The sequence below is a fragment of the Paenibacillus sp. CFBP13512 genome (genome assembly GCF_005233705.1).
GTDB classification, from domain to species: Bacteria; Bacillota; Bacilli; order Paenibacillales; family Paenibacillaceae; genus Saccharibacillus; species Saccharibacillus nuruki.
On sequence record NZ_QGAD01000034.1, the window covers coordinates 1 to 21319 of the forward strand.

Annotated in this window: 26 protein-coding genes; 21 read left to right on the plus strand and 5 right to left on the minus strand. The window is 39.2% G+C overall.

What is annotated here, in order from left to right:
• The first annotated feature begins 215 nt into the window (after nucleotides 1–215).
• The 3 genes from PaeCFBP13512_RS22775 to PaeCFBP13512_RS22785 are packed head-to-tail and all read left to right on the plus strand — an operon-like array spanning nucleotide 216 to nucleotide 1798.
• A complete protein-coding gene (locus PaeCFBP13512_RS22775) occupies nucleotides 216–554 on the plus strand; it encodes an STAS domain-containing protein (RefSeq protein WP_069325604.1) in 339 nt (112 codons plus the stop codon).
• A gap of 18 nt (nucleotides 555–572) precedes the next feature.
• Nucleotides 573–1025 carry an anti-sigma B factor RsbW gene (rsbW, locus tag PaeCFBP13512_RS22780; RefSeq protein ID WP_069325603.1) on the plus strand — a complete coding sequence of 151 codons (453 nt, stop codon included), beginning with the start codon at nucleotides 573–575 and terminating at the stop codon, nucleotides 1023–1025.
• Nucleotides 1022–1798: a sigma-70 family RNA polymerase sigma factor gene (locus tag PaeCFBP13512_RS22785; protein WP_069325602.1), complete on the plus strand. Its 777-nt coding sequence runs from the start codon at nucleotides 1022–1024 to the stop codon at nucleotides 1796–1798. Before rsbW ends, PaeCFBP13512_RS22785 begins: the two co-directional genes overlap by 4 nt.
• A gap of 227 nt (nucleotides 1799–2025) precedes the next feature.
• On the opposite strand, the gene PaeCFBP13512_RS22790 is transcribed toward PaeCFBP13512_RS22785, so the two are convergent.
• The 5 genes from PaeCFBP13512_RS22790 to PaeCFBP13512_RS22810 all read right to left on the minus strand — a co-directional run bounded on the left by PaeCFBP13512_RS22790 (nucleotide 2026) and on the right by PaeCFBP13512_RS22810 (nucleotide 4668).
• Nucleotides 2026–2391, minus strand: a complete 366-nt coding sequence (locus PaeCFBP13512_RS22790) for a DUF5665 domain-containing protein (RefSeq protein WP_069325601.1) — start codon at nucleotides 2389–2391, stop codon at nucleotides 2026–2028.
• Between the two features lie 117 nt (nucleotides 2392–2508).
• Nucleotides 2509–3051: a YtxH domain-containing protein gene (locus tag PaeCFBP13512_RS22795; protein WP_069325600.1), complete on the minus strand. Its 543-nt coding sequence runs from the start codon at nucleotides 3049–3051 to the stop codon at nucleotides 2509–2511.
• A gap of 172 nt (nucleotides 3052–3223) precedes the next feature.
• Nucleotides 3224–3481: a GlsB/YeaQ/YmgE family stress response membrane protein gene (locus tag PaeCFBP13512_RS22800; protein WP_069325599.1), complete on the minus strand. Its 258-nt coding sequence runs from the start codon at nucleotides 3479–3481 to the stop codon at nucleotides 3224–3226.
• A gap of 119 nt (nucleotides 3482–3600) precedes the next feature.
• Entirely contained in the window at nucleotides 3601–4329 is a 729-nt protein-coding gene (locus PaeCFBP13512_RS22805) for a phosphatase PAP2 family protein (protein WP_137226268.1), read from the minus strand.
• Nucleotides 4330–4443: 114 nt separating this feature from the next.
• The gene (locus PaeCFBP13512_RS22810) at nucleotides 4444–4668 is read right to left on the minus strand and encodes a DUF1128 domain-containing protein (RefSeq protein WP_069325597.1); all 225 of its coding nucleotides are present in this window, start codon (nucleotides 4666–4668) and stop codon (nucleotides 4444–4446) included.
• Nucleotides 4669–4844: 176 nt separating this feature from the next.
• Here PaeCFBP13512_RS22810 and yyaC point away from each other — a divergent pair, with 176 nt between their 5' ends.
• The 18 genes from yyaC (at nucleotide 4845) to PaeCFBP13512_RS22900 (ending at nucleotide 21044) form a co-directional block, all read left to right on the plus strand.
• Complete coding sequence (gene yyaC, locus PaeCFBP13512_RS22815; RefSeq protein WP_241669465.1) at nucleotides 4845–5399, plus strand: spore protease YyaC; 555 nt, start codon at nucleotides 4845–4847, stop codon at nucleotides 5397–5399.
• Nucleotides 5400–5415: 16 nt separating this feature from the next.
• Nucleotides 5416–6213, plus strand: a complete 798-nt coding sequence (locus PaeCFBP13512_RS22820; RefSeq protein ID WP_137226270.1) for an alpha/beta fold hydrolase — start codon at nucleotides 5416–5418, stop codon at nucleotides 6211–6213.
• A gap of 19 nt (nucleotides 6214–6232) precedes the next feature.
• Nucleotides 6233–6886, plus strand: a complete 654-nt coding sequence (locus tag PaeCFBP13512_RS22825; protein WP_137226272.1) for a DUF6483 family protein — start codon at nucleotides 6233–6235, stop codon at nucleotides 6884–6886.
• A gap of 29 nt (nucleotides 6887–6915) precedes the next feature.
• Nucleotides 6916–8097, plus strand: coding sequence for a class I SAM-dependent methyltransferase (locus tag PaeCFBP13512_RS22830; RefSeq protein WP_069325594.1), 1182 nt, complete (start codon nucleotides 6916–6918; stop codon nucleotides 8095–8097).
• A 234-nt stretch (nucleotides 8098–8331) separates the two neighbouring features.
• Complete coding sequence (locus tag PaeCFBP13512_RS22835) at nucleotides 8332–8943, plus strand: DedA family protein (protein ID WP_069325593.1); 612 nt, start codon at nucleotides 8332–8334, stop codon at nucleotides 8941–8943.
• Nucleotides 8944–8947: 4 nt separating this feature from the next.
• Nucleotides 8948–9517 (plus strand): thioredoxin family protein, encoded by a 570-nt coding sequence (locus PaeCFBP13512_RS22840; RefSeq protein WP_069325592.1) that lies wholly within the window; start codon nucleotides 8948–8950, stop codon nucleotides 9515–9517.
• A gap of 6 nt (nucleotides 9518–9523) precedes the next feature.
• Nucleotides 9524–10159 carry an MBL fold metallo-hydrolase gene (locus PaeCFBP13512_RS22845; protein WP_069325591.1) on the plus strand — a complete coding sequence of 212 codons (636 nt, stop codon included), beginning with the start codon at nucleotides 9524–9526 and terminating at the stop codon, nucleotides 10157–10159.
• Between the two features lie 255 nt (nucleotides 10160–10414).
• Nucleotides 10415–10792 carry an ATPase gene (locus PaeCFBP13512_RS22850; protein ID WP_069325590.1) on the plus strand — a complete coding sequence of 126 codons (378 nt, stop codon included), beginning with the start codon at nucleotides 10415–10417 and terminating at the stop codon, nucleotides 10790–10792.
• A gap of 129 nt (nucleotides 10793–10921) precedes the next feature.
• Nucleotides 10922–11209 (plus strand): Asp-tRNA(Asn)/Glu-tRNA(Gln) amidotransferase subunit GatC, encoded by a 288-nt coding sequence (gene gatC / locus PaeCFBP13512_RS22855; protein ID WP_069325589.1) that lies wholly within the window; start codon nucleotides 10922–10924, stop codon nucleotides 11207–11209.
• A 54-nt stretch (nucleotides 11210–11263) separates the two neighbouring features.
• Nucleotides 11264–12718 (plus strand): Asp-tRNA(Asn)/Glu-tRNA(Gln) amidotransferase subunit GatA, encoded by a 1455-nt coding sequence (gene gatA, locus PaeCFBP13512_RS22860; protein WP_137226276.1) that lies wholly within the window; start codon nucleotides 11264–11266, stop codon nucleotides 12716–12718.
• Nucleotides 12719–12748: 30 nt separating this feature from the next.
• On the plus strand, nucleotides 12749–14182 hold the full coding sequence (gatB, locus tag PaeCFBP13512_RS22865) for an Asp-tRNA(Asn)/Glu-tRNA(Gln) amidotransferase subunit GatB (protein ID WP_193555975.1): 1434 nt from the start codon (nucleotides 12749–12751) through the stop codon (nucleotides 14180–14182).
• 115 nt (nucleotides 14183–14297) lie between these two features.
• Nucleotides 14298–14792 carry a GNAT family N-acetyltransferase gene (locus tag PaeCFBP13512_RS22870; RefSeq protein WP_069325587.1) on the plus strand — a complete coding sequence of 165 codons (495 nt, stop codon included), beginning with the start codon at nucleotides 14298–14300 and terminating at the stop codon, nucleotides 14790–14792.
• Complete coding sequence (locus PaeCFBP13512_RS22875; protein WP_069325586.1) at nucleotides 14792–15499, plus strand: MgtC/SapB family protein; 708 nt, start codon at nucleotides 14792–14794, stop codon at nucleotides 15497–15499. The genes PaeCFBP13512_RS22870 and PaeCFBP13512_RS22875 overlap by 1 nt, the downstream gene beginning before the upstream one ends.
• Nucleotides 15500–15528: 29 nt before the next feature.
• On the plus strand, nucleotides 15529–16110 hold the full coding sequence (locus tag PaeCFBP13512_RS22880; protein ID WP_137226278.1) for a hypothetical protein: 582 nt from the start codon (nucleotides 15529–15531) through the stop codon (nucleotides 16108–16110).
• A complete protein-coding gene (locus tag PaeCFBP13512_RS22885) occupies nucleotides 16094–17500 on the plus strand; it encodes a DUF4097 family beta strand repeat-containing protein (RefSeq protein ID WP_137226280.1) in 1407 nt (468 codons plus the stop codon). Before PaeCFBP13512_RS22880 ends, PaeCFBP13512_RS22885 begins: the two co-directional genes overlap by 17 nt.
• Before the next feature lie 143 nt (nucleotides 17501–17643).
• Nucleotides 17644–18078 (plus strand): peroxide-responsive transcriptional repressor PerR, encoded by a 435-nt coding sequence (perR, locus tag PaeCFBP13512_RS22890; protein ID WP_069325583.1) that lies wholly within the window; start codon nucleotides 17644–17646, stop codon nucleotides 18076–18078.
• 110 nt (nucleotides 18079–18188) lie between these two features.
• Entirely contained in the window at nucleotides 18189–19901 is a 1713-nt protein-coding gene (locus PaeCFBP13512_RS22895) for a glycosyl hydrolase family 18 protein (protein WP_241669466.1), read from the plus strand.
• A gap of 258 nt (nucleotides 19902–20159) precedes the next feature.
• On the plus strand, nucleotides 20160–21044 hold the full coding sequence (locus tag PaeCFBP13512_RS22900; protein WP_069325581.1) for a nucleotidyltransferase-like protein: 885 nt from the start codon (nucleotides 20160–20162) through the stop codon (nucleotides 21042–21044).
• Nucleotides 21045–21319 lie beyond the last annotated feature (275 nt).

The window sequence follows — 21319 nt, forward strand, 5'->3', positions numbered from 1 at the left end:
AAAAAAATGTTTTTTAAATAAATGATTTCTTTAAAATAAGAAAATAAATTTTATTTCCTGCCTTTAATACGGATAACAAGAGATAAAATTATTTTCTGGACAATATATTTGTTTAAACAACAAAAAAAGGGTAATATTATCTTCTGTTTCGGATGTTTCAGAAGTTTTACAGTTGGGTTATTAGTAAAGAAACCATTGTTCAGGGGAGAATGTCTATGACTACTAATAAAAATGAGAAATTTAATGTTGTAACTGAAATGGATGAAAGAGCATGTACCGTATTTTTGAGTGGGGAAATGGATTTATCGGTTGCTCCGGAATTCCGTCTTGTAATGGAACCTCTTGTTGGGGAAGCAGAACAAGATCTAATTATCAATATGAAAGACCTGAAATATATTGACAGTACAGGTATTGGTATTCTACTTTCGATTCTCAAAGCACGGCATGGTATGAACGCCAGCTTTACTGTTGAAGAAGTTCCTCCACAGATTCAAAAATTATTTGAAATGACAGGTATTGCTAAGTTTTTTGTCCCTCAGGAGAATTCCCAATAGGAAAGGATCGAACATCGTATGAATGCTGATACTCAAAAAGTAGTTCTTAATTTGCCAGCGACGGCAGAATTTGTGGACGTAGTTAGACTAAACTTGTACGGAATTGCTTCTAAAATGGGCTTTTCCTATGAAGATATTGAAGATATGAAAGTAGCAGTCTCTGAAGCTTGTAATAACTCTGTGTTGTATGCGTACGGACAAGAGGGAGGACATGTGGAAGTGACTTTTGAAGTTGGTGAAGAAACATTATCCATTATTGTCGAAGATGAAGGGGAGAGCTTCGAATCGGTAAAGGATATGGGACAGAACAATACACTTCATGATAAAGACCTACACGATGTACAAATCGGTGGCTTAGGTTTTTATTTGATGCAAGCATTAATGGATAATGTGAGTATCGAAAATTCTGCTGGTCAAGGTACCCGTGTAATATTATCCAAAAACCTTGCTCTAAGCGAGGAAACTGTATGAGTGAAAGATTAACTCCCCCCGAGTCTATGGACGAGGCAATCAGTATGATCTGGGAGTATCAACAAACAAAAGATAATGACATCGCTACAGTACTGATCAAAAAGTACGAGCCTATGGTCAAAATGGCTTCGGGTAAAATTGCCCGTAACCGACCAGACTTGTATGAAGATTTGTACCAAGTAGGTCAGATGGCATTAATCCGTTTGTTGCAGCAATACGATATCTCACTTGGGATTCCGTTTGAACCATATGCCATGAAGAGTATGATCGGGCATATGAAAAATTTCTTGCGCGATAAATCTTGGTACATACAGGTTCCCCGCCGTATTAAGGAAAAGGGAGCGTTAGTACAACAAGCTATCGATGAATTAACCATGAAGTTAGAACGTTCACCCCATGTGCGTGAGATTGCTCACTTTCTAGATCTATCTGAAGAAGAAACGATTGAAGTTCTAGCTGGACGTGAATGCTATCACTATGTATCTTTGGATTCTCCTCTGTCACAAGAAGAGAGTGCAGCTACACTTGGTGAATTGATTAGTGCAGATGTGAATGATTACGATTCTGTAGAGAAACGTATGGATTTACAACAAGCACTTAGTCAGTTAAAAGAGCAAGAACAGAAAGTACTGCTATTGGCTTTCCAGGAAGGTCAATCTCAACGTGCGATTGCTCAGAAACTTGGTGTTTCTCAAATGAGCGTATCTCGTATCCAAAAACGAGCAACTGAAAAGTTGAAGCAGATTATGTCGAATGCTTCCACTTCCGGATAAATACATTTAATGTATGTTACGAAGTGTAGCAACGATGCTAGGATACTTTGGAAAATAGATTATTATTAAAATGCGCTGTATTGTTCCGGAAAGGAATAGTATAAGCGCATTTTTTGTGCTATCGACTATTAACAGATCAAAAAACCTCTATATTCAATGCCTAAATCACATAAGGTGATTCATTGAATGTAGAGGTTTTTTGACTTTGATACTCATAATGATCACTATTATCTGCCTTGAGAAGCTTTAACATAATCTAGAATTTGAGCAATATAGTTTCCAATAAGAGGTAGAGAAACCATTTGGCTTAAAATAAAACCGAGAATAGCTAGAATTACAATCGTACCTAAAGATAACCCTAGACCACGTGCTGCACCTGCTACAAAGTTAACCACGAGCCGACGTTTCACACTGCTATAGTTCTCAATAATATCTTGAATCTCTGCTTTATCTAACGATTCTGCAATCTGATCCAGACGTTCATTGAGACGTTTCACTTCGTGACGTAATTCAAAAGGATGTTCGCCGATTGCCTCAGGTGGCTTAACGAGTTCTGGAGAGCGTGGTGATACTTCTTTGTTGTCATGAGCCATAGATGTTCCCTCACTTTCGTATAAATAATAAAATAAATTAAGTATAAATATCCGATATTCTATGAACGAGACATAAAAATAGCCGACTACAATGAGCCGGCTATTCGTGAATCACTATTAACGTGTAGGGAAGCTTGTGTTGTTACTACCCGGTGTGGACGTTGTAGAGTTCACTTCTTTTTTAACTTCATTGGTTTTGTTTTGAGCTTCTTTAGCAACATCGTTAGAAGCATCTTTCACATCTTTACTTACGTTGTCAGAAGCATCTTTGATGTCTTTAGCTACGTTTTGAGCAGCATCAGACAAAGAACTGCTTACTGTTTCTTTGTTGTCTGTAATTGATTTAGCTACATCTTTAGCTTTAGTAGAAACGGTTTGAGCTAGAGAAACAGCAGAATCGCTTACTAGACCCGCTACTTGAGAAGTTTGATCTGCTACAGTTGTAGCAATCTCTTTCGTACGGTCTGTTACATTACCAGCAACTTCTTTAGTTTTGTCTGTAGCTTCTACAAACTTCTCAGAGATATCTCCGCGTAATTCGCGACCTGGTTTTGGTGCAAACAACAATGCTGCTGCTGCTCCCAACAATCCTCCGATAAATACACCTTTTACAAATGTAGAACTTGTTTGAACTGGGTACTGTTTTTCTACTTCATTCATTATTAATCACTCCTTGATTTAATTTAGATCGATTTGTCTAAGCAGATCAACCTTTGTAAGTAAGAAAAGAATGCAGCCATATGTTATTCCTTAGTAAAGCTGTTCTTGAAGTTTAAGTATTATGTGTAGCTTACTTTAAGTATGGCTTGTATATGTGATGCGAGGACAAGGTTCAGGCTGTTCTTCTGAACAATCTGGAAACCAAACCAAGCAAAAACACAAAGATAGCAGTACCTAGTATAGCAGGAATAATAGCAAAATCTCCAATAGTTGGACCGAAATTACCAAATACTAAAGCACCTAACCAAGCACCTACAAACCCAGCAATAGCAGCACCTATAATGCCACCTGGCATTTCATTACCTGCAAGCGCATTACCAATAACACCAATAATGACTGCCATTACGATACTGATAATAATGCCCCACATAGTAATCGTCTCCTTTGCTGTACAATGAAATATGTTGATCATTATACCAATCAGTTAGCAGTTTGTCTTACTTCGTATATAAACCCAGTACCAAAAGGTGAAACATTCCATTTCTGTGATCAATAACGAATAGAAGTCCTTTGTGGATCGGATTTTCGCCATAAGTGCAAAGAATACGCACATGCAGTCAGCCAAAGTGAACCAGCAATATAGCCACCAATGATATCTGTAGGATAATGCACGCCAAGATATACTCTCGACAAACCAATCCCTACAATCAGAAGAATACCGCAAACAATAGGAAGAGTAAGTGATAATTGATGTCTTTTGCGATGCATGCCCCAAATGACAAAGAGCATACCGTACATAGCAGCTGCAATTGTAGAATGACCACTGGGGAAGCTATACCCTGAAGCATGGGTCCAGAATTCTAGATCAGGACGTGGACGCATAAAGAAAGATTTAAGCAATACATTAATTTGCCAAGCACCTGCGGTTGTGACAAGAAGAGCAAGGCCTTCGCGATACATATTATGAACCATCAATAGAATCGAAAAGGATAAAGCAACAAATACAGTAGAATAGAATGAACCCATATAGGTGAAAAAGAGCATAATCGTGCGAATAGGTTCTTCGTGGAATGTCCTTACATAAGATTGAAATCCTTTTTCCCATGTGTGTATATCGTATAATGCTATAGATTCAACACCCCATACGATTCCCCTCAATAATAGGAATGAAGCTATACCTCCTCCTACTAATATCATAACAATCAGTAGCCAAACAGGAAGAGATGAGAATCGTTGTGGCTGTTCGTTGTTAGAGTTGGAAAATTGCTCAGATGACATCGGTATCGCCTTCTTTCTTTACATAGAGTTATGTTTAATTTAACCCTAGTTTAACAAATGAATCGAATATAAAAAAAGCCTTCCCTATAATTAGGAAAGACTCATTCGTTTTATTTATTTTTTGCGTAAACGTCCTAATTCAGAAACTAAGGCTTCAACTTCGCTAATACTAAGGTTCGGATTGTTCATCACAATATCATAGACCTCTTGAATATCTTCGTATTGTTCGGTAGAAAAAGCAGAAGCTTGCATTGCCGCTCCACTTGCCATCCGAAGTTTTGTTTTGATGCCTTCAATCATAAAAGCTATATTTTCTTGGGTAGGTTGAGACAAATCCATGAATGGGTTCTTCCTTTCTTCATTAAGCATAGGCTTATTTTTTGTATTGTATCATGGATAATGAGGTCAAACCAATTATTTTGCGGTAACTTCTTGCATAGGGTAAAATGAGTATCGACAAGATGTATGATGTATTTGCCTATCTGATAGGTATATACGTTTATTAAAGGAGGGACATGGTTTTTATTATGATCAATCGTCGTTCCAGTCTGCTTCCTTACAATGATCAGGATCGTCGCAATGTAAATACACATGGATTGACTGATTTTTTTCGTGATATAGCAGCTCTTCATTCTATAGATCAATTAGCTTTTGTCTGTATTGGTACTGACCGTTCTACTGGAGATGCCTTAGGTCCTTTAACTGGTAGTGGACTGGCTGCATATGGTTTACCTCATATTATAGGAACAATGGATTTTCCATGCGATGCTCACAATCTTCACGAACGTATTCCACAGATTCCCGATCATCTACAAATTATTGCTATCGATGCTTGCCTAGGTAGACATCATACTGTCGGGTTATATAGTATAGGTGAAGCTCCACTTTTCCCGGCTTTATCGGTAGGAGGACGTTTTCCAGGAGTAGGTAATTACAGTATTGCTGCGATTGTAAATGAAAATGGCCCCAAACCTTATTGGACACTTCAGACGACTTCACTGTATAAAGTAATGAATATGTCACAAGATATTGTCCAAGCTGTTGTTCAAGGCCTAGGTATATTAAAATAAGATAGGAGATGGATATATGAGTCAGCCAACCGAACAGCAACCGATTAAATTACACTTTTCAGATAATGGTCAAGGTGAACCGATTGTATTATTACACGGTTTTCTAGGAAGTTCCGCATATTGGGATGAAGTGATTCCTCTTTTATCCAGACATTATCGGTGTATCGTGCCTGATCTGCGTGGACATGGTCATAGTCCTGTATCGACAGATCCTTATACAATAGAAGATATGGCAGCTGATGTGGTTACCTTATTAGATGAGCTTGATCTGAAGCAGGTCACTCTACTAGGGCACTCAATGGGTGGTTATGTAACGTTAGCACTTGTAGATCAATATCCTTCTTATATCAAGTCTTGGGGACTTGTACATTCGACTGCTTATGAAGATACAGAAGAAGCTAAGCAAAAGCGTTTAAATACGATTACACAGATTCGTACCAGAGGTATGATCGACTTTGTAGATGGATTTGCAGAAGGATTGTTTGCGACACATTTGGTCTATAAATTGCCAGACTCGATTTTGAAAGTAAAAGAGATCGGTTATATCACTTCTCCTGAAGGTGGATGTGGAGCAGCGGCTGCGATGCGTGAGCGTCCTGAACGATTGTCTATTATCCAAAATGCTAATGTTCCTGTATTATTAGTAGCCGGGGAATACGATCCGATTGCTCCACCAGATCGAATGTTTGTTGCAGACTCTACACGTATAACCACAGCAGTTATTCCAGATATTGCACATATGAGTATGATGGAAGCACCTGAACAGTTAGTCAATATTATTCATGATTTTATGCAAAATCAATTGAAAGATTAATATTAAAGGCGGGATAGGAATGTTCAGAAATGATTACCTTATGGGTATGATCGAAGATATGGCATCAGTCATTTCTAAAGTGTTCGGATTGAAGCAACAGAAGAAATTGACAGAAGCCCTCTGGGAACTGGATGATATGGTTCGCCAGAAGTTCCAATTGAATAATGGATTGATTAATCGGTTACCCGCAGAAGAAGTGATCGAATTATTCCGTATCGGTTCAGTCGTTGAAGTCGATCGCCTGCAAGCATTGGCCCGACTGATGCGTGAAGAAGCAGATATTTACGAGTTAAGTGAGAAAGAGCAAGAAGCGGTTGTGCGCCGGATCAAGTCATTGCATTTATTTTTGTATTGCGCTGTAAATGATGCCGATCGGACGATGTTTGATTATCCCGAGCAGATTGATCAATTGACAGATGAATTAGCAGATTATGGGCTATCCCCTGCAATAGAACATCTCTTTATCCAGTATGAAGAGCAAGAAGGGTATTATGATAATGCTTTAGATGCACTCAAGCGCCTAACAGAGCTTGATCCTGCATTAGCAGAGACAGAAGGTCACGCGCTGTATCAACGCCTATTAGGGTTAAACGATGAGCAGCTAGAAGAAGGTGGCGTATCTCGAGCAGAACTTACAACAGCCTCTGCCGAGCTAGAAGCCAAGTCAAATTAAGTTGAAAGACAGAAAGCGAGCTGTACATCATGGATTCATTGCAACGATTAATTACTCAATGTATCGAAGCTGGCGAGCTAATCACAGCAACACTTAGCCAACTTCGCAAAAAAGATAACGATTCTTTTACCAAAGTCATTATCAAACCGGTTGAATTGAAAAAGCAACTTCATTATCAATTTGCCTATCATTACAGCAACAAGGTAACTCACGATAATGTGCTACCTACAGAAGCGATACAAGTATTGTTCGCTTTATTACAAGAAACGATGCGTCAAGGATTACTGTGTACCCAAGAAGCTGATTATCAAGTATTGATCAGCAAAAAGTACAAAGTTTCTATTTTAACCAAAACACCGACCAAAACGTCTACCGATCTCAGTCATAATCGCAAAAAGCAATATATCCTTGAAGATGGCGAACCTGTTCCTTTTTTAATTGAACTGGGCATTATGAATGCAGATGGTAAAGTGTTGGCTCGTAAATATGATAAGTTCCGCCAGATCAATCGCTTTTTGGAAATGGTGCAAGATGTATTACCATCTTTGCCTGTAAACAAAGAACTTACGATTGTAGATTTCGGTTGTGGTAAATCGTATCTTACATTTGCCTTGTATCATTATCTAAATATTCAACAACATCGTCCGCTCAATATTGTAGGTCTAGACCTCAAAGCCGATGTGATCGAACATTGTAGCCAATTAGCCGAAAAGCTTCATTATGATCAATTGAAGTTTTTAGTAGGCGATATTGCAGATTATAACGAGCTTGAGCAAGTGGATATGGTGGTCACTCTGCATGCTTGTGATACAGCGACAGATGCAGCTTTAGAAAAAGCAGTGCGCTGGAACGCGTCTGTGATTCTATCGGTTCCTTGTTGTCAGCATGAATTGTTTAATCAGATTCAGAATGATACGATGAGCCCATTACTATCACACGGTATTCTTAAAGAACGGTTTTCTGCGTTAGCGACAGATGCTTTGCGTGCCAAACTATTAGATCTGTTGGGCTACAAAACACAATTGCTCGAATTTATAGATATGGAACACACACCCAAAAATATTTTAATTCGCGCAGTGAAAGCAGAAAATGAACAAAATGCTGAAATGTGGCAGGAATATACTGCATTTCGAGATATGATTCAAGCGAAGCCGTATCTTGAAAATGCTTGTAAAGACCTTCTACAGTCCTATCAAAAATCATTAGTATAATGAACATTTTATGGTATAATCCAAGCTGGATTCGCTGTTCCAAAGTGAATTCAGCTTTTTTCATGGTAAGCTAGATCATATATGCTTACGTACATAGTGGAATGGGTTCTGATGGCTGTGCTAAAATAACAGAACATCATGAATGCTGGCTTACTTGTACCGACATGGGAATACATACAGACAGGGATAAAGAGATAAAAGATACAAAGATAGAGTAAATCATAAGGAGGACTGGTGGAGATTATATCTGATATTATTGCCCAATTGTTACACTGGGTTCAACAGCTTGGCTATTTTGGAATTATGCTTGGATTAATGATTGAAGTGATCCCAAGTGAAATTGTATTGGCTTATGGTGGATACCTTGTATCTACAGGAGCTATCAATTATTTTGGAGCTGTCTTTTTCGGAACAGTAGGTGGCGTGATCGCTCAACTGTTTATCTACTGGATTGGACGCTATGGGGGTAGACCGGTACTTGAGAAGTATGGCAAATATATTTTGATCAAGAAAAGCCATATCGATCATGCCGAAGCTTGGTTTGATAAATACGGCTCAGGTGTTATTTTTACCGCACGCTTTATTCCTGTAGTACGACATGCGATTTCGATTCCAGCGGGTATCTCTCGTATGTCACATATGCGTTTTATTCTACTGACAACATTGGCTATCATTCCTTGGTCTGCTCTTTTTGTATATCTAGGAATGGCACTTGGAAGTCAATGGGAGCATATTGATGATATCGCTAGTAAATATACATTACCGCTTATTGTAGCAGCGATTGTGCTGTTAGCAGCTTACTTTTTGGTTAAATGGAAGATGAAGAACAAAAAGAAGGGTGGATAATACAATGAACAAACCGAACTTAGCAGATAAATGGGAACAGGGCATTTCTCCTGAACAATTTATGGAGGGTATGACTAAAAATAAAGAAGAATTCCATCATGGATATGAGTTATTCAATTGGACTGATTTAGATGATCATGAATTTTTTAAATTGTTAGCTCACCGTGATGATCTGCGTTCACTCATCTTAGCAGCAGATTGGTGTGGAGATGTGGTTCGCAATGTGCCGGTTGTTCTACGTGCGTTTGAAGAAGCAGAGATTCCTACCAAAATTTTGATTTTGGAAGAGAATTTTGACACGATGGATGATTATTTAACGATGGGTGGTCGTTCTGTACCTGTCGTAATTATTACAGATACAGGCGGACATGTACTTGCTCATTGGGGACCTCGTCCAGAGCACGTACAAGAATTAATGATCGCTTTCAAACAAGAGAATCCAGATCGTGAAGCGGCAGACTATCAAGAGAAGATGGCTGTTGTACGTCAAGGTATGGCGGAGCGTTATGGAGAAGGTTCGGCTTCGCACGCTATGATTATTCGTGAATTGCGTGAAATTTTATCGGGGGTGTAATGCATTTTGTTCAAAATAGAAAGTTTTTCATTAGGACCCTTACAGACCAATGCTTATTTATTAATCGCTGAAAATAGTTCTAATGCGATTGTGATTGATCCAGGTATGAATCCGGGAGCTTTGGTGCGTCGCATACAATCATTGAATCTAAATGTAGAAGCGATTCTCCTGACTCATGCTCACTTTGATCATATGGGTGGATTAGAAGAAGTGCGTACATTGTGTAATTGCCCTGTGTACCTTCATGATCTAGAAGCCGAGTGGTTAACCAATGCTAAGCTTAACGGTTCAGCGAATTGGTCTCAAGTCACACCACCGATTACAGCAGAACCTGCAGAATATGCGTTAGATGAAGGACAACAGTTGAAATTGATCGGACATACCTTCACGGTGTATCACACACCAGGTCATTCGCCGGGTAGTGTCAGCTTCCTTTGTGGCAAAGATTTATTTGCAGGCGATGTTCTTTTCCGAATGGGCGTAGGTCGTACAGATCTTACCGGGGGTAGTGAACGTCAATTGATCGATTCTATTCGTACCAAATTATATCGTTTGGCAGATGATGTAACCGTTTATCCAGGACATGGTCCAAAAACAACAATCGGTGCAGAAAAATCAAGCAATCCCTATGTTCCTGCTTAATTTCAGCTTATAAATGTAACATAATGAAAAAATGAGTCATCAAAAACACGTAAATGGGTGCAAGGCTCCTGTGTACGTGTTTTTGTTTTATTTATATTGGGTATCTAACAGTAAATGACATTAATCGACTTTTAATACGATATTAATGGTTATGCAAGTGTAATTAGCCTGATTTTTGGTAATAAAATTGGACATCATTATTTTTTTTTAGTATGATACAGAAATAAAGTAGATAAAGCTAGGGGGAGTTACACGATGCTGCATTTAGGAGAAAAAATCGTAGTTGTCGCTGATACCTTTGAGCAAAGTCTGCCTGTAGGAGATTACGGATATGTTATCGCATATGACCGTAACCCTGATAATGCCTTCGATTATGTCATTCGTATTCCTAAGGTCAATCGTAATTTCTTTGTACCTTCCGGTGATGTTGAGCCTGAAGAACGATTGCTCCAACAAGAAGCTGAACGAGTCGGACGCGAGGCGCTAATCGATTATGCTCTAGCGACACATAATGAGAAATTATTTTATCATATCATGAATGGTGAAGAGCTTCCCTTTGTTGAGGAGCCTTTAACGGATACTGTAGCGCAAGCAGATTTTGTGAAACAAATTAATTTGCGTGCATGGATTTAAAGAGTCGGCTTGCCGGCTCTTTTTTATTATCTACAAATAAGTCCAGATTTATTATAGAACTTCAATTGAATTGTCACCTTATGTACCCTATAATGAAAAAAGTTATTTTTAGCGAGGGAGGAAATCAAATTGAGTATCAATATCAATGATGTAGAGCATGTAGCTAAGCTAGCGCGTTTGGATTTGAGTGAGCAGGAGAAAGAAATGTTTACTGCACAGCTAAGTGCTATTTTGAAATATGCAGAAAAATTAAAAGAATTAGATACAGATGACGTGGAACCAACTACCCATGTATTACATTTAAGCAATGTCATGCGGGAAGATGAAGTTCACGAGAGCCTTCCGATTGAGAAAGTGCTACGCAATGCACCGGATGAAGAAGATGGACAATTCAAAGTACCTGCTGTACTGGAATAGATGCTTCAACAAGATAAATAACCATGAACAACAGAATTGAAGGAGGAATAGGCATTGACTTTATTTGATTTGAGTCTGAATGAAATACATAATCGGCTTCATGCCAAAGACTTGGCAGTCACCGACCTTGTAGCTCAAGCATTCAAGACCATCGGTGAACAAGACGACAAAATACAAGCATACCTTACACTCAACGAAGAAGGAGCAACCGAATCTGCCAAAGCACTCGATGAAAAGCTAGTGAGTGGAGAAGCACGGGGTCTACTTTTTGGTCTTCCTGTAGGGGTGAAAGACAATATTGTAACAGAAGGGCTACGTACAACATGTGGTAGCCAATTTCTGAAAAATTATGATCCTATCTATAATGCAACTGTAGCAGACAAGCTTCGTCAAGCAGATGCTGTGACGATCGGTAAGCTGAATATGGATGAATTTGCAATGGGCGGTTCGAATGAAAATTCTAGCTTTGCACCTGTTCGCAATCCTTGGAATCTAGATTATGTACCTGGTGGTTCAAGTGGTGGTTCAGCGGCAGCAGTAGCGGCAGGTGAAGCCTACTTTACACTGGGATCAGATACAGGCGGTTCTATTCGTCAACCTGCTTCGTATTGTGGAGTAGTTGGATTGAAGCCTACTTACGGTCTGGTATCCCGTTTTGGATTAGTCGCTTTTGCTTCTTCTTTGGATCAAATAGGCCCATTAACCAAAAATGTAGAAGATTCTGCTTATGTCTTACAAGCGATTGCTGGTTATGATGCTAAAGATTCTACATCTGCTAAAGTCGATATTCCTGATTATGTAAGTGCATTATCTGGAGAGATTAAAGGTCTTAAAATTGCTGTTCCTTCTGAATACATCGGTGAAGGTGTCGATGCAGAAGTGAAGCAATCCATTATGGATGCTTTGGCTGTCTTAGAAGGATTAGGAGCAGAGTGGGAAGAAGTTTCTTTGCCACATACAGAATATGCAGTAGCTACGTATTATTTACTTGCTTCTTCTGAAGCTTCTTCTAATTTGGCTCGTTTTGATGGTGTTCGTTATGGTGTACGTGCAGAGAACCCGGGCAACTTGTTAGAGTTGTATCATCAATCCCGTAGTGAAGGTTTTGGAGATGAAGTAAAACGCCGTATTATGTTAGGAACTTATGCTTTAAGTTCTGGTTATTATGATGCTTACTACCTCAAAGCACAAAAAGTACGTACATTGATCAAACGTGATTTTGATAATGTATTTGAAAAATATGATGTTATTATTGGACCTACTGCACCTACGACAGCTTTCAAATTAGGTTCGCAATTGGATGATCCTTTAACGATGTATCTTAACGATATTTTGACGATTCCGGTAAGTCTTGCAGGCGTTCCAGCGATTAGCGTTCCTTGTGGATTCGCTTCCGGTCTACCTGTAGGTATGCAAATTATTGGCAAAGCCTTCGACGAACAGACGGTTTTGCGCGTGGCACATGCTTTTGAACAAAATACCAATCATCAACAACGGCCGCAGCTCTAAAACCGTGTGAAGAAGGAGGAAGCTATCAGTATGTCCAATTACGAAACAGTCATCGGACTTGAAGTTCACGTTGAACTACATACCAAGTCCAAAATCTTTTGCGGTTGTTCTACAGCATTTGGTGCACCTGCTAATACGCATACATGCCCTGTTTGTTTAGGTCATCCAGGCGTATTGCCTGTACTGAATCGTCAAGCTGTAGACTACGCCATGAGAGCAGCACTAGCTATCAATTGTAAAATAGGCGATGTGAGCAAATTTGATCGTAAAAACTATTTCTATCCGGATTCCCCTAAAGCTTATCAGATTTCTCAATTCGACCAACCGATCGGTGAACATGGTTGGGTTGATATTGAAGTGAATGGTACAACTAAGCGTATAGGGATTACCCGTTTACATCTAGAAGAAGATGCAGGTAAATTAACACATACATCAGGTGGGTACGATTCACTGGTTGATTTTAACCGTGTGGGCACACCACTGATTGAAATTGTATCTGAACCGGATATTTCTTCGCCGGAAGAAGCTCGTGCTTATTTGGAGAAAATTCGTGCGATTATGCAATATTGTGATGTGTCTGATGTGAAAATGGAAGAAGGATCACTTCGTTGTGATGCGAATATCAGTCTTCGTCCAGCTGGGCAAAAAGAATTTGGAACCCGTGCTGAACTTAAAAACATGAACTCTTTCCGTGGTGTACAAAAAGGGTTAGAGTATGAACAATACCGTCAGGCTGAGATTTTGGATGATGGCGACAAAGTGATTCAAGAAACACGCCGCTGGGATGAAGCTCAAGGCAAAACATTATCAATGCGTGGCAAAGAAGAATCGCATGATTATCGTTATTTCCCTGATCCAGATCTAGTGACTTTGCATATTGATCAAGCATGGAAAGATCGTATTCAGGCTTCTATTCCTGAATTACCAGATGCACGTAAAGCGCGTTATACTTCTGAATATGGGTTACCTGAATATGATGCAGGTGTGATTACATCTTCCAAGCCTTTGGCTGATCTATTTGAAGAGAGTCTAACGTATACCAGTGATGCCAAATCCGTCGCGAACTGGATGCAAGGAGAATTACTTGGTTATTTGAATGCCAATAATCTTGAATTAGCAGCCGTTCCTTTAACAGGGCAAGCATTAGGTGAATTGATCGGACTGATCGAAAAAGGCACAATTAGTAATAAAATTGCCAAAACGGTATTCAAAGAAATGCTTCAATCCGGCAAATTACCACAGCAAATCGTGGAAGATCAAGGATTGACTCAGATTAGTGACGAAGGTGCGATCAAAGGTATTGTTGAAGCTGTGATCGCCGCCAATCCACAGTCTGTAGAAGATTATCAAGCAGGCAAAGACAAAGCAATCGGCTTTTTAGTGGGGCAAGTTATGAAGCAAAGTAAAGGCAAAGCGAATCCGGGCATGGTTAACAAACTATTGGCTGAATTATTGCCTCGCTAATCTGGCATAATCCCGGGATGATAAACAGATATAGGGGCATGCCATATGGCATGTCTCTTTTTTTAGCAGATAGTACTTTTGCCAATACTATATGGGGAAGTAAAGGAGTGATCTTGTGATCCAGAAATGCATATTAGAAGATGACCATACGGTTCAGCAAATATGGGCATTACAACATATTGCTTATCGCTTAGAAGCACAGCTCATTGGCTTCAAAGAACTTCCACCATTACTTGACACGGTAGAGACTATTCGTCGGTGCCGTGAAACCTTTTATGCCTATGTGAATGAATATGAAGAAATTCAAGGTGTAATTTCTATTGAAAGAGAAGAGCATGATACATTAACGATTGCTCGTATGATGGTCCATCCTTCTGCTTTTCGTCAAGGGATTGCAAGTCAATTGATTGAACATGTATTTGCAGAGTATCCTGATGTACCTTTATATATCGTATCAACAGGTCAACTCAATCAGCCTGCGGTATCGTTATATAAAAAGTATGGATTTTACCCGATTGAGACGTTTGAAGTAGCGCCAGGTGTCAAATTAACTACTTTTCACCGTCCTAATCCTGCTTTAGCTCACACAGGGGAGGATTCGAGTGACTAATGTCTGATCCCTGGTATATTACCAATGTTCATATTTTACTTCGTTTACTAGCTTCAATGCTGATGGGCGGATTGATTGGTTGGGAACGAGAGCGATCTAGCCACGCAGCAGGGCTACGAACGCATATTTTAGTTTGTGTGGGCTCTACTTTGATTATGATGTTATCAGTCTACGGATTTGCTGAATTTGTCAAAGAACCGAATGTGCGACTGGATCCAGCTCGTTTAGCAACAGCTGTTATTTCTGGTATCGGATTTTTGGGAGCAGGGACAATTTTATTTACAGGTAAAGCGATTACTGGTTTGACAACAGCAGCTTCGCTTTGGGTAGTGGCTGCCATCGGTTTGGCTATTGGAGCTGGTTTTTATTTTGCAGCTTTTGTATGTACATTGATCGTTCTATTGAATTTGTGGGTACTTAATATCGTAGAACAACGTTATATTCGTCGTAGCAAAGATCATCAGATTACGATTGAAGGGATAGCAGGTACGTTAACATTGGATAAAATATCCCGTTTTATGGATAGCGAACATATTCAGATTAAAAAAGTAACCTATGTCAAAGAACGTGGTGGTATTAGTATGACATCTGAAATGTTGGTTACCGAACTTCGCTTGAATGTCATTATCAAGCATGAATATGATTCTTTAGAGTTGATAGGTAATATTCAAAAGATCGAAGGTGTGACCGCAGTAGCTATTGAGTAAAGGCAAAGAACAAGGAGGCATGATCAACAGTGAAAAAGACCCCTGCCAAACTACCACTCAAACGCAAATTTATCGCTGTTTTTATCGCTGCTATTCTTCCTGGATTCGGTCATATGTATCTAGGATTGGCGCAAAGGGGAATACAATTTATTGCTATTTTACTGCTTGATATTGCTGCCCTTTTTTATTTTACATCCAAAGGCATTCAGATCAACGTTCCTCTTTTGATATTATTAGCACTGATGATTCCAGTTATTTATTTCTATAATGTGTATGATGTTCTGCAATCTACAGATTGGATTAACGATCATATCCGTGCGCTTATTCCCAAATACAAGCGCCGCAAATCATTTGCAGGAGTACGCGGAATTTCATTTGGTTTAGTCTTAATGGCAGAAGGATTACTGATCTTTATGTTTTTAGTACGACCGTATTGGCTGCGTAATGTTGTCAGCTTCTGGGGTGGTTATATTACAGCGGTCATTTGTATTGTGATCGGTGTAGGGTTACTTGCTTTTCAAATGGTACGGATTTATCGATCGATTCATAAATCAACGTCATCTGCTAAATCTCAGGCTGTAGGAGGTGCTAGCAATGACAGGCAGAATTAGAGTAGGACGAATAACAGCTTCATTGTTATGGATAGCCTTAGGTATTTTAATTAGTGTGGATCAATGGAGTGGTGGCAGTCAGCTACTTATTTTACTTCAATGGTGGCCACTTATTCTAGTATGTTGGGGTTTGGAATATATTATATTTTATATCCTTTCCCGTCGTAAACGAATGAGATTCCGCTTAGATATCAAAGGAATACTGACTGCTGTGATTGCAGCGGCAGCTATTTTTTTCGTGACCGAACAGAATCAATATTTATATCTATGGAGTAAAGTCAGTCTTGATCTAACAGCGGCTTCTTCCGAATTTAGTGAAGCTTCGGGTAATCGAATCGAATTAACACCTGTATCAATTCCAGTCGATGAAGATACCGACGAACTGACCGTAGAAGGAATCAATGGAGACTTGATCGTTCATCGTGGTGATGTAGATAAGATTGAAGTACGTCCGGTAGTCTGGATTGATGAGATTGAAGCCGATGAAGCACAGAAGATTGCGGATGCTACGACTATCGAAGTGTCAGAAGGGGATGAGATCTCGATTCGTCCACAGACACAGACGTATGGTGAATCCAATAATCGTCAGCCTAGAATCAATATGGAGATCACTTTACCTGAAAAGAGTCGGTTAGATATTAATGCTCAGACAACGAATGGTAAAGTGACTATGACTAATGTAGAAGCATTACGTAATATTGCAGTACGTTCAGGTAACGGTAGCTTAATTATGCGTAATCTAGTCGGCGATATCAAAGCACAGACCGTTAACGGAAATATGGATATTTCATCGATTCTTGGTAATGTCGATGCAGATACCAAACAAGGCACATACAAAGCGAGCGATATCAGTGGAATGGCTAAGCTGTATACACAAGTCGGCGATGTTTCACTAACAGGCGGTCTTGGTGATATTGATGTAAATACAAGAAATGGTAACGTGATGGTAGATGAGGCGAATTTTGCAGTCAAAGCTGAATCGTTAAATGGAAATATTGAGATTCGTTCAGTAAGTATTGGTGGAGATTGGTCTGTGTATAGTGCAGTCGGTGTGATTCATCTCTACTTACCACCAAACGGCGATTACAAAGTGTCAGGTTCCAACAGCTATGGAACAATCAATACTGATTTGCCTTTAAAAGTAGAAAAAAGAACCATCACAGGTGAATTTGGTACAGCCGATCATGCGATACAAGTAGATGGTAATGGCGACTTGAATATTATGCGTAATAGTGATGCTATGGTTAAAGACAATGACGACCAAACGATTGATCCAGCGAACCCAGAAGAGACTGATGCTTCTTCAAATTCAGGATCACCAAGCACCACAGAAAGTAAGAATACTACCAATACCGATGAACCAGTGACAGAGTCTCCATCAACGAACTAAAAGAGGTTGCGTTGACAATCCTCTTCATCTACCCGTACAATTAAAGTTGACGAATGTCTGCCTTGTCTGGTCACTTTCTTCTTTTATTAGTTCTTACCGGACATACAGTTTTTTTCGGAAAGTTCAATAAGGCGGTGAATAAGATGACGACAAGTGTGCAACACGCATTGGAACAGCTCAAAGTCAGCGGCGTACGGATTACACCGCAACGTCATGCGATTTTAAGTTATTTACTAGAATCCATGGAACATCCAACAGCAGATGAAATTTATCGTTCGTTAGAACCTCAATTTCCAAGTATGAGTGTAGCTACGGTATATAATAATTTGAAAATGTTTATTGAAGCAGGAATGGTGCATGAATTAACATACGGTGATAATTCAAGCCGATTCGATGCTAATATTACAGATCATTATCATGTGATCTGTCAGCAGTGTGGCAAAATCGAGGATTTTAGTTATCCTTCGTTAGAAGCAGTAGAACAACAAGCAGCTAGGCATACAGGATTTCAGATTTCTGGGCATCGGATGGAGCTTTATGGAACTTGCGCAGATTGCAGAGGCTTGAATCAACAGTAATTTCAAAAGCGCGAGAAACCATATGGTTTTTCACGCTTTTTTTATTAAAGTCATGCATCAAACGCTATTTAACAACAAGAGCTTGAATAACAAAGCACAAGGAGGATACTTTGAATAGAAAAGAACGAGCACATCTACACAGATCAAACAAACGTCGTTGGTGGGTATTAGGTTTTGTAGCTTTTTTAATAATCGGTTGGATTATATTTGAGATTTTCCCTAACCCTTTACATAAAGACCCGGATTGGAAAGGACTAGCTAAACCTATTTTTATCAAAGGTGAGATACTACCTTATTCGGCTATCGGAACAGGAGATTCTTTACAACTCCCTTTACCGGTTTTACAAGAACAGATCGATCCTAACATTCGATATGAAGAAGCAACACAATCCGTCATTCTAACAACAGATCGTAATCTCGTACAACTACAAAGTGGAAGTAAAGACGCACAACTTAATATGAAATCAGTACAATTGCGATTTGCTCCTCAACAAGAAGGGGAGGTTTTGTACGTACCACTCGCTCCGCTCAAAGAAACCTATGGCATTAATGTCTACGAAGATCCTACAACAGGTGCTGTAATTTTGTTAAAAGCAGGCGAGAAAGTCCAATACGCACATACTGTAACCGCAGGAGCAGATCAGACGGTTGCCTTACGTGTAGAAGCAGATATTCATTCTCGTATTTATACAGATGTCCCTCAGAATGCTAGATTGCGCATATGGGAGACAGGAGAAGAATGGTATACAGTACAGTTAGATAATGGATATGTCGGGTATATGCAGAAGGATAGCGTAGTCTTAGACGATTTGGAGACAGTATCCGTCCCGAAGATGCCTGATAACCGAGTAAACAGGGACTGGGCAGGGAAAAAAGTAAATCTAACGTGGGAAGCCGTCTATGAGCGTCAACCAGACACCACCAAGATCGGTGAGTTACCTGGAGTTAATGTAGTCAGTCCTACATGGTTTGAGATCGTTGATAATACAGGGAATGTACGTAGTAAAGCAGACATGCATTATGTAAATTGGGCTCATAATCGCAACAAAGAAGTATGGGGATTGATCAGCAACAACTTTGATGCAGATATGACCACAGGTGCTTTATCAACCTATGAGAATAGAAGTCGAGTCATATCACAAATATTAGAATATGCTGATCTTTATCAACTAGATGGGATCAATATTGATTTTGAAAGTGTGCATACAAGCGATGGACCTAATGTAACTCAATTTGTACGCGAATTACGACCACTCGCTCTTCAGAAAGACCTTGTACTTTCGATGGATGTAACACCAAAGTCCAATAGCGAACTATGGTCCAAATTTTTAGATCGTGAAGCATTAGCACCTTCTTTAGATTATATGATGCTGATGGCGTATGACGAACATTGGGCAGCCAGCCCCAAGTCTGGTTCAGTCGCTTCATTACCATGGGTGGAAAAAGCAGTGAATCGTGTTCTAGAAGAAGATGAAGTTCCGGCAAATAAATTGATTTTGGGAGTTCCTTTATATTCACGCGTATGGACAGAGAAGACGGAAGATGGTAAAACCAAAGTCTCATCCAAAGCATTAGGAATGAATGGGATCGCAGAATTAATCAAAGAAAAGAAATTGTCACCGAAGTTCGATCAGACGACAGGACAGAACTATGTAGAATACCAAGAAGAGAGTACACTCAAACGGATCTGGATCGAAGATGAAGTTTCTCTAACAGCAAGAGTAAAACTTGCCCAAAAGCTCAATCTTGCTGGAGTCGCTTCATGGACACGTAGTTTAGGTGACGAACGTGCATGGAATACACTATCTAAGATTGAAAAATAAGATGGAGCAAGCAATAAGATGACACAGTAAATATAGAACAACTATATGAATGCAAAGGCTAGAATACTTACTCAGCATCGTCTGATAGGTATTCTAGCCTTTTTTTACATAGTCAAATGATTTCAAAGAATACAATAAAATTACGCCTTTATGTAAATTACTTAGATTTCAAGCAGGAAAGGTATTCCAAATTGTAGAAATAAGTTCTATAGCTATAAAAACGATGAGTCAACTTTCAACCAAATGAAGGAGGACAATGTGGAATTAACTAACCTTTCTTTTCTACATGCACAATCCAATCACCGTAAGATTATCGGAGCCGTTGCATCGAAAAGTCAAAACCAGCAATTCAATGGTTCACTTTTACATGATTTTGAAGTTCTTATTATCGTTGTATGTAGCTACCATGAACAAGTCGAAATCATCGAGCATCGTATTGATGGATCGAATACTCACGTACAAGTGATATATGTGGATCAAGATATGTTAGAGCATTGTATGATAACCGGAGACAATCGTATGATGATTGAACACTTTCTGAATGGCGAACTACTCTGGGATACAGATGAACAGATAGACAAGTTAAGACAACAATTCATGCACTTTTCCAGTCCTCTACGAGAGCGTAGAATATTTTTAGAATTCACCCATTTTTTAACGTTGTATGTAGAAGCAAAGCACTATATGAAGCAGAACCAAGTGATGGATGCTTATAATAGTATTTTTCAAGCATTACAACACTGGGCAAGAATTGATTTATCTGAAAAAGGCATCTATCCAGAATCAGCAGTCTGGGAACAAGTCAGAACCTTAAAGCTTGATGTATACAAATTATACGAGCAACTGGCTTTCAGTGTAGAAACCATGGAGCAACGAGTAGAATTGGTTTTGCTAGCTTGTGAATTCTCTGTGATGTCCAAAATGAGAGAATGTTCATCTATACTCTTTCAAGTTCTTCGAAGTCGCAAACAACCATGGAGTGTCAAAGAATTAGTACAACATCCTGATCTATCGCATGTAGGCAATATGCTACCTATGGTTATTCGTAAGCTCGTATACCGTTCATTGATCAATGAAGTGGTATCTTGGCGGCCTGAACAAGCAGGAGGAGAAAGAGAAATACGTTATTGGCTCAACCGATAACAACCGAAGAAATCAACAATTAGAAACGAAGCGGAATATAACTATATTCGACTCCTAATCATTTGCTAAATAAGTAGTTGACTTGGATCAACATTCTATGATAAATTATAAAACGTTCCGCTTCAACGGATACAGTCATCAACATCATATAATTCTTCTATATAAGAGAAATCTTATAAACGAAAATTAAAAAGCTTTTCAAAAAAAAGTGTTGACGAAATGAAATGAGCATGATATATTATAAGAGTTGCTGATGCGATAACGCGTCGGTGCAC

Bases quoted from the DNA above. Each gene is read 5' to 3' on its own strand.
- PaeCFBP13512_RS22800 (WP_069325599.1), bottom strand. From the start codon at position 3,481: ATGTGGGGCATTATTATCAGTATCGTAATGGCAGTCATTATTGGTGTT.
- rsbW (WP_069325603.1), top strand. From the start codon at position 573: ATGAATGCTGATACTCAAAAAGTAGTTCTTAATTTGCCAGCGACGGCA.
- PaeCFBP13512_RS22810 (WP_069325597.1), bottom strand. From the start codon at position 4,668: ATGGATTTGTCTCAACCTACCCAAGAAAATATAGCTTTTATGATTGAA.
- PaeCFBP13512_RS22795 (WP_069325600.1), bottom strand. From the start codon at position 3,051: ATGAATGAAGTAGAAAAACAGTACCCAGTTCAAACAAGTTCTACATTT.
- PaeCFBP13512_RS22775 (WP_069325604.1), top strand. From the start codon at position 216: ATGACTACTAATAAAAATGAGAAATTTAATGTTGTAACTGAAATGGAT.
- PaeCFBP13512_RS22790 (WP_069325601.1), bottom strand. From the start codon at position 2,391: ATGGCTCATGACAACAAAGAAGTATCACCACGCTCTCCAGAACTCGTT.
- PaeCFBP13512_RS22805 (WP_137226268.1), bottom strand. From the start codon at position 4,329: ATGTCATCTGAGCAATTTTCCAACTCTAACAACGAACAGCCACAACGA.
- PaeCFBP13512_RS22825 (WP_137226272.1), top strand. From the start codon at position 6,233: ATGTTCAGAAATGATTACCTTATGGGTATGATCGAAGATATGGCATCA.
- PaeCFBP13512_RS22785 (WP_069325602.1), top strand. From the start codon at position 1,022: ATGAGTGAAAGATTAACTCCCCCCGAGTCTATGGACGAGGCAATCAGT.
- PaeCFBP13512_RS22830 (WP_069325594.1), top strand. From the start codon at position 6,916: ATGGATTCATTGCAACGATTAATTACTCAATGTATCGAAGCTGGCGAG.
- perR (WP_069325583.1), top strand. From the start codon at position 17,644: ATGACGACAAGTGTGCAACACGCATTGGAACAGCTCAAAGTCAGCGGC.
- PaeCFBP13512_RS22820 (WP_137226270.1), top strand. From the start codon at position 5,416: ATGAGTCAGCCAACCGAACAGCAACCGATTAAATTACACTTTTCAGAT.
- PaeCFBP13512_RS22875 (WP_069325586.1), top strand. From the start codon at position 14,792: ATGTCTGATCCCTGGTATATTACCAATGTTCATATTTTACTTCGTTTA.
- gatB (WP_193555975.1), top strand. From the start codon at position 12,749: ATGTCCAATTACGAAACAGTCATCGGACTTGAAGTTCACGTTGAACTA.
- PaeCFBP13512_RS22885 (WP_137226280.1), top strand. From the start codon at position 16,094: ATGACAGGCAGAATTAGAGTAGGACGAATAACAGCTTCATTGTTATGG.
- PaeCFBP13512_RS22840 (WP_069325592.1), top strand. From the start codon at position 8,948: ATGAACAAACCGAACTTAGCAGATAAATGGGAACAGGGCATTTCTCCT.
- yyaC (WP_241669465.1), top strand. From the start codon at position 4,845: ATGGTTTTTATTATGATCAATCGTCGTTCCAGTCTGCTTCCTTACAAT.
- PaeCFBP13512_RS22850 (WP_069325590.1), top strand. From the start codon at position 10,415: ATGCTGCATTTAGGAGAAAAAATCGTAGTTGTCGCTGATACCTTTGAG.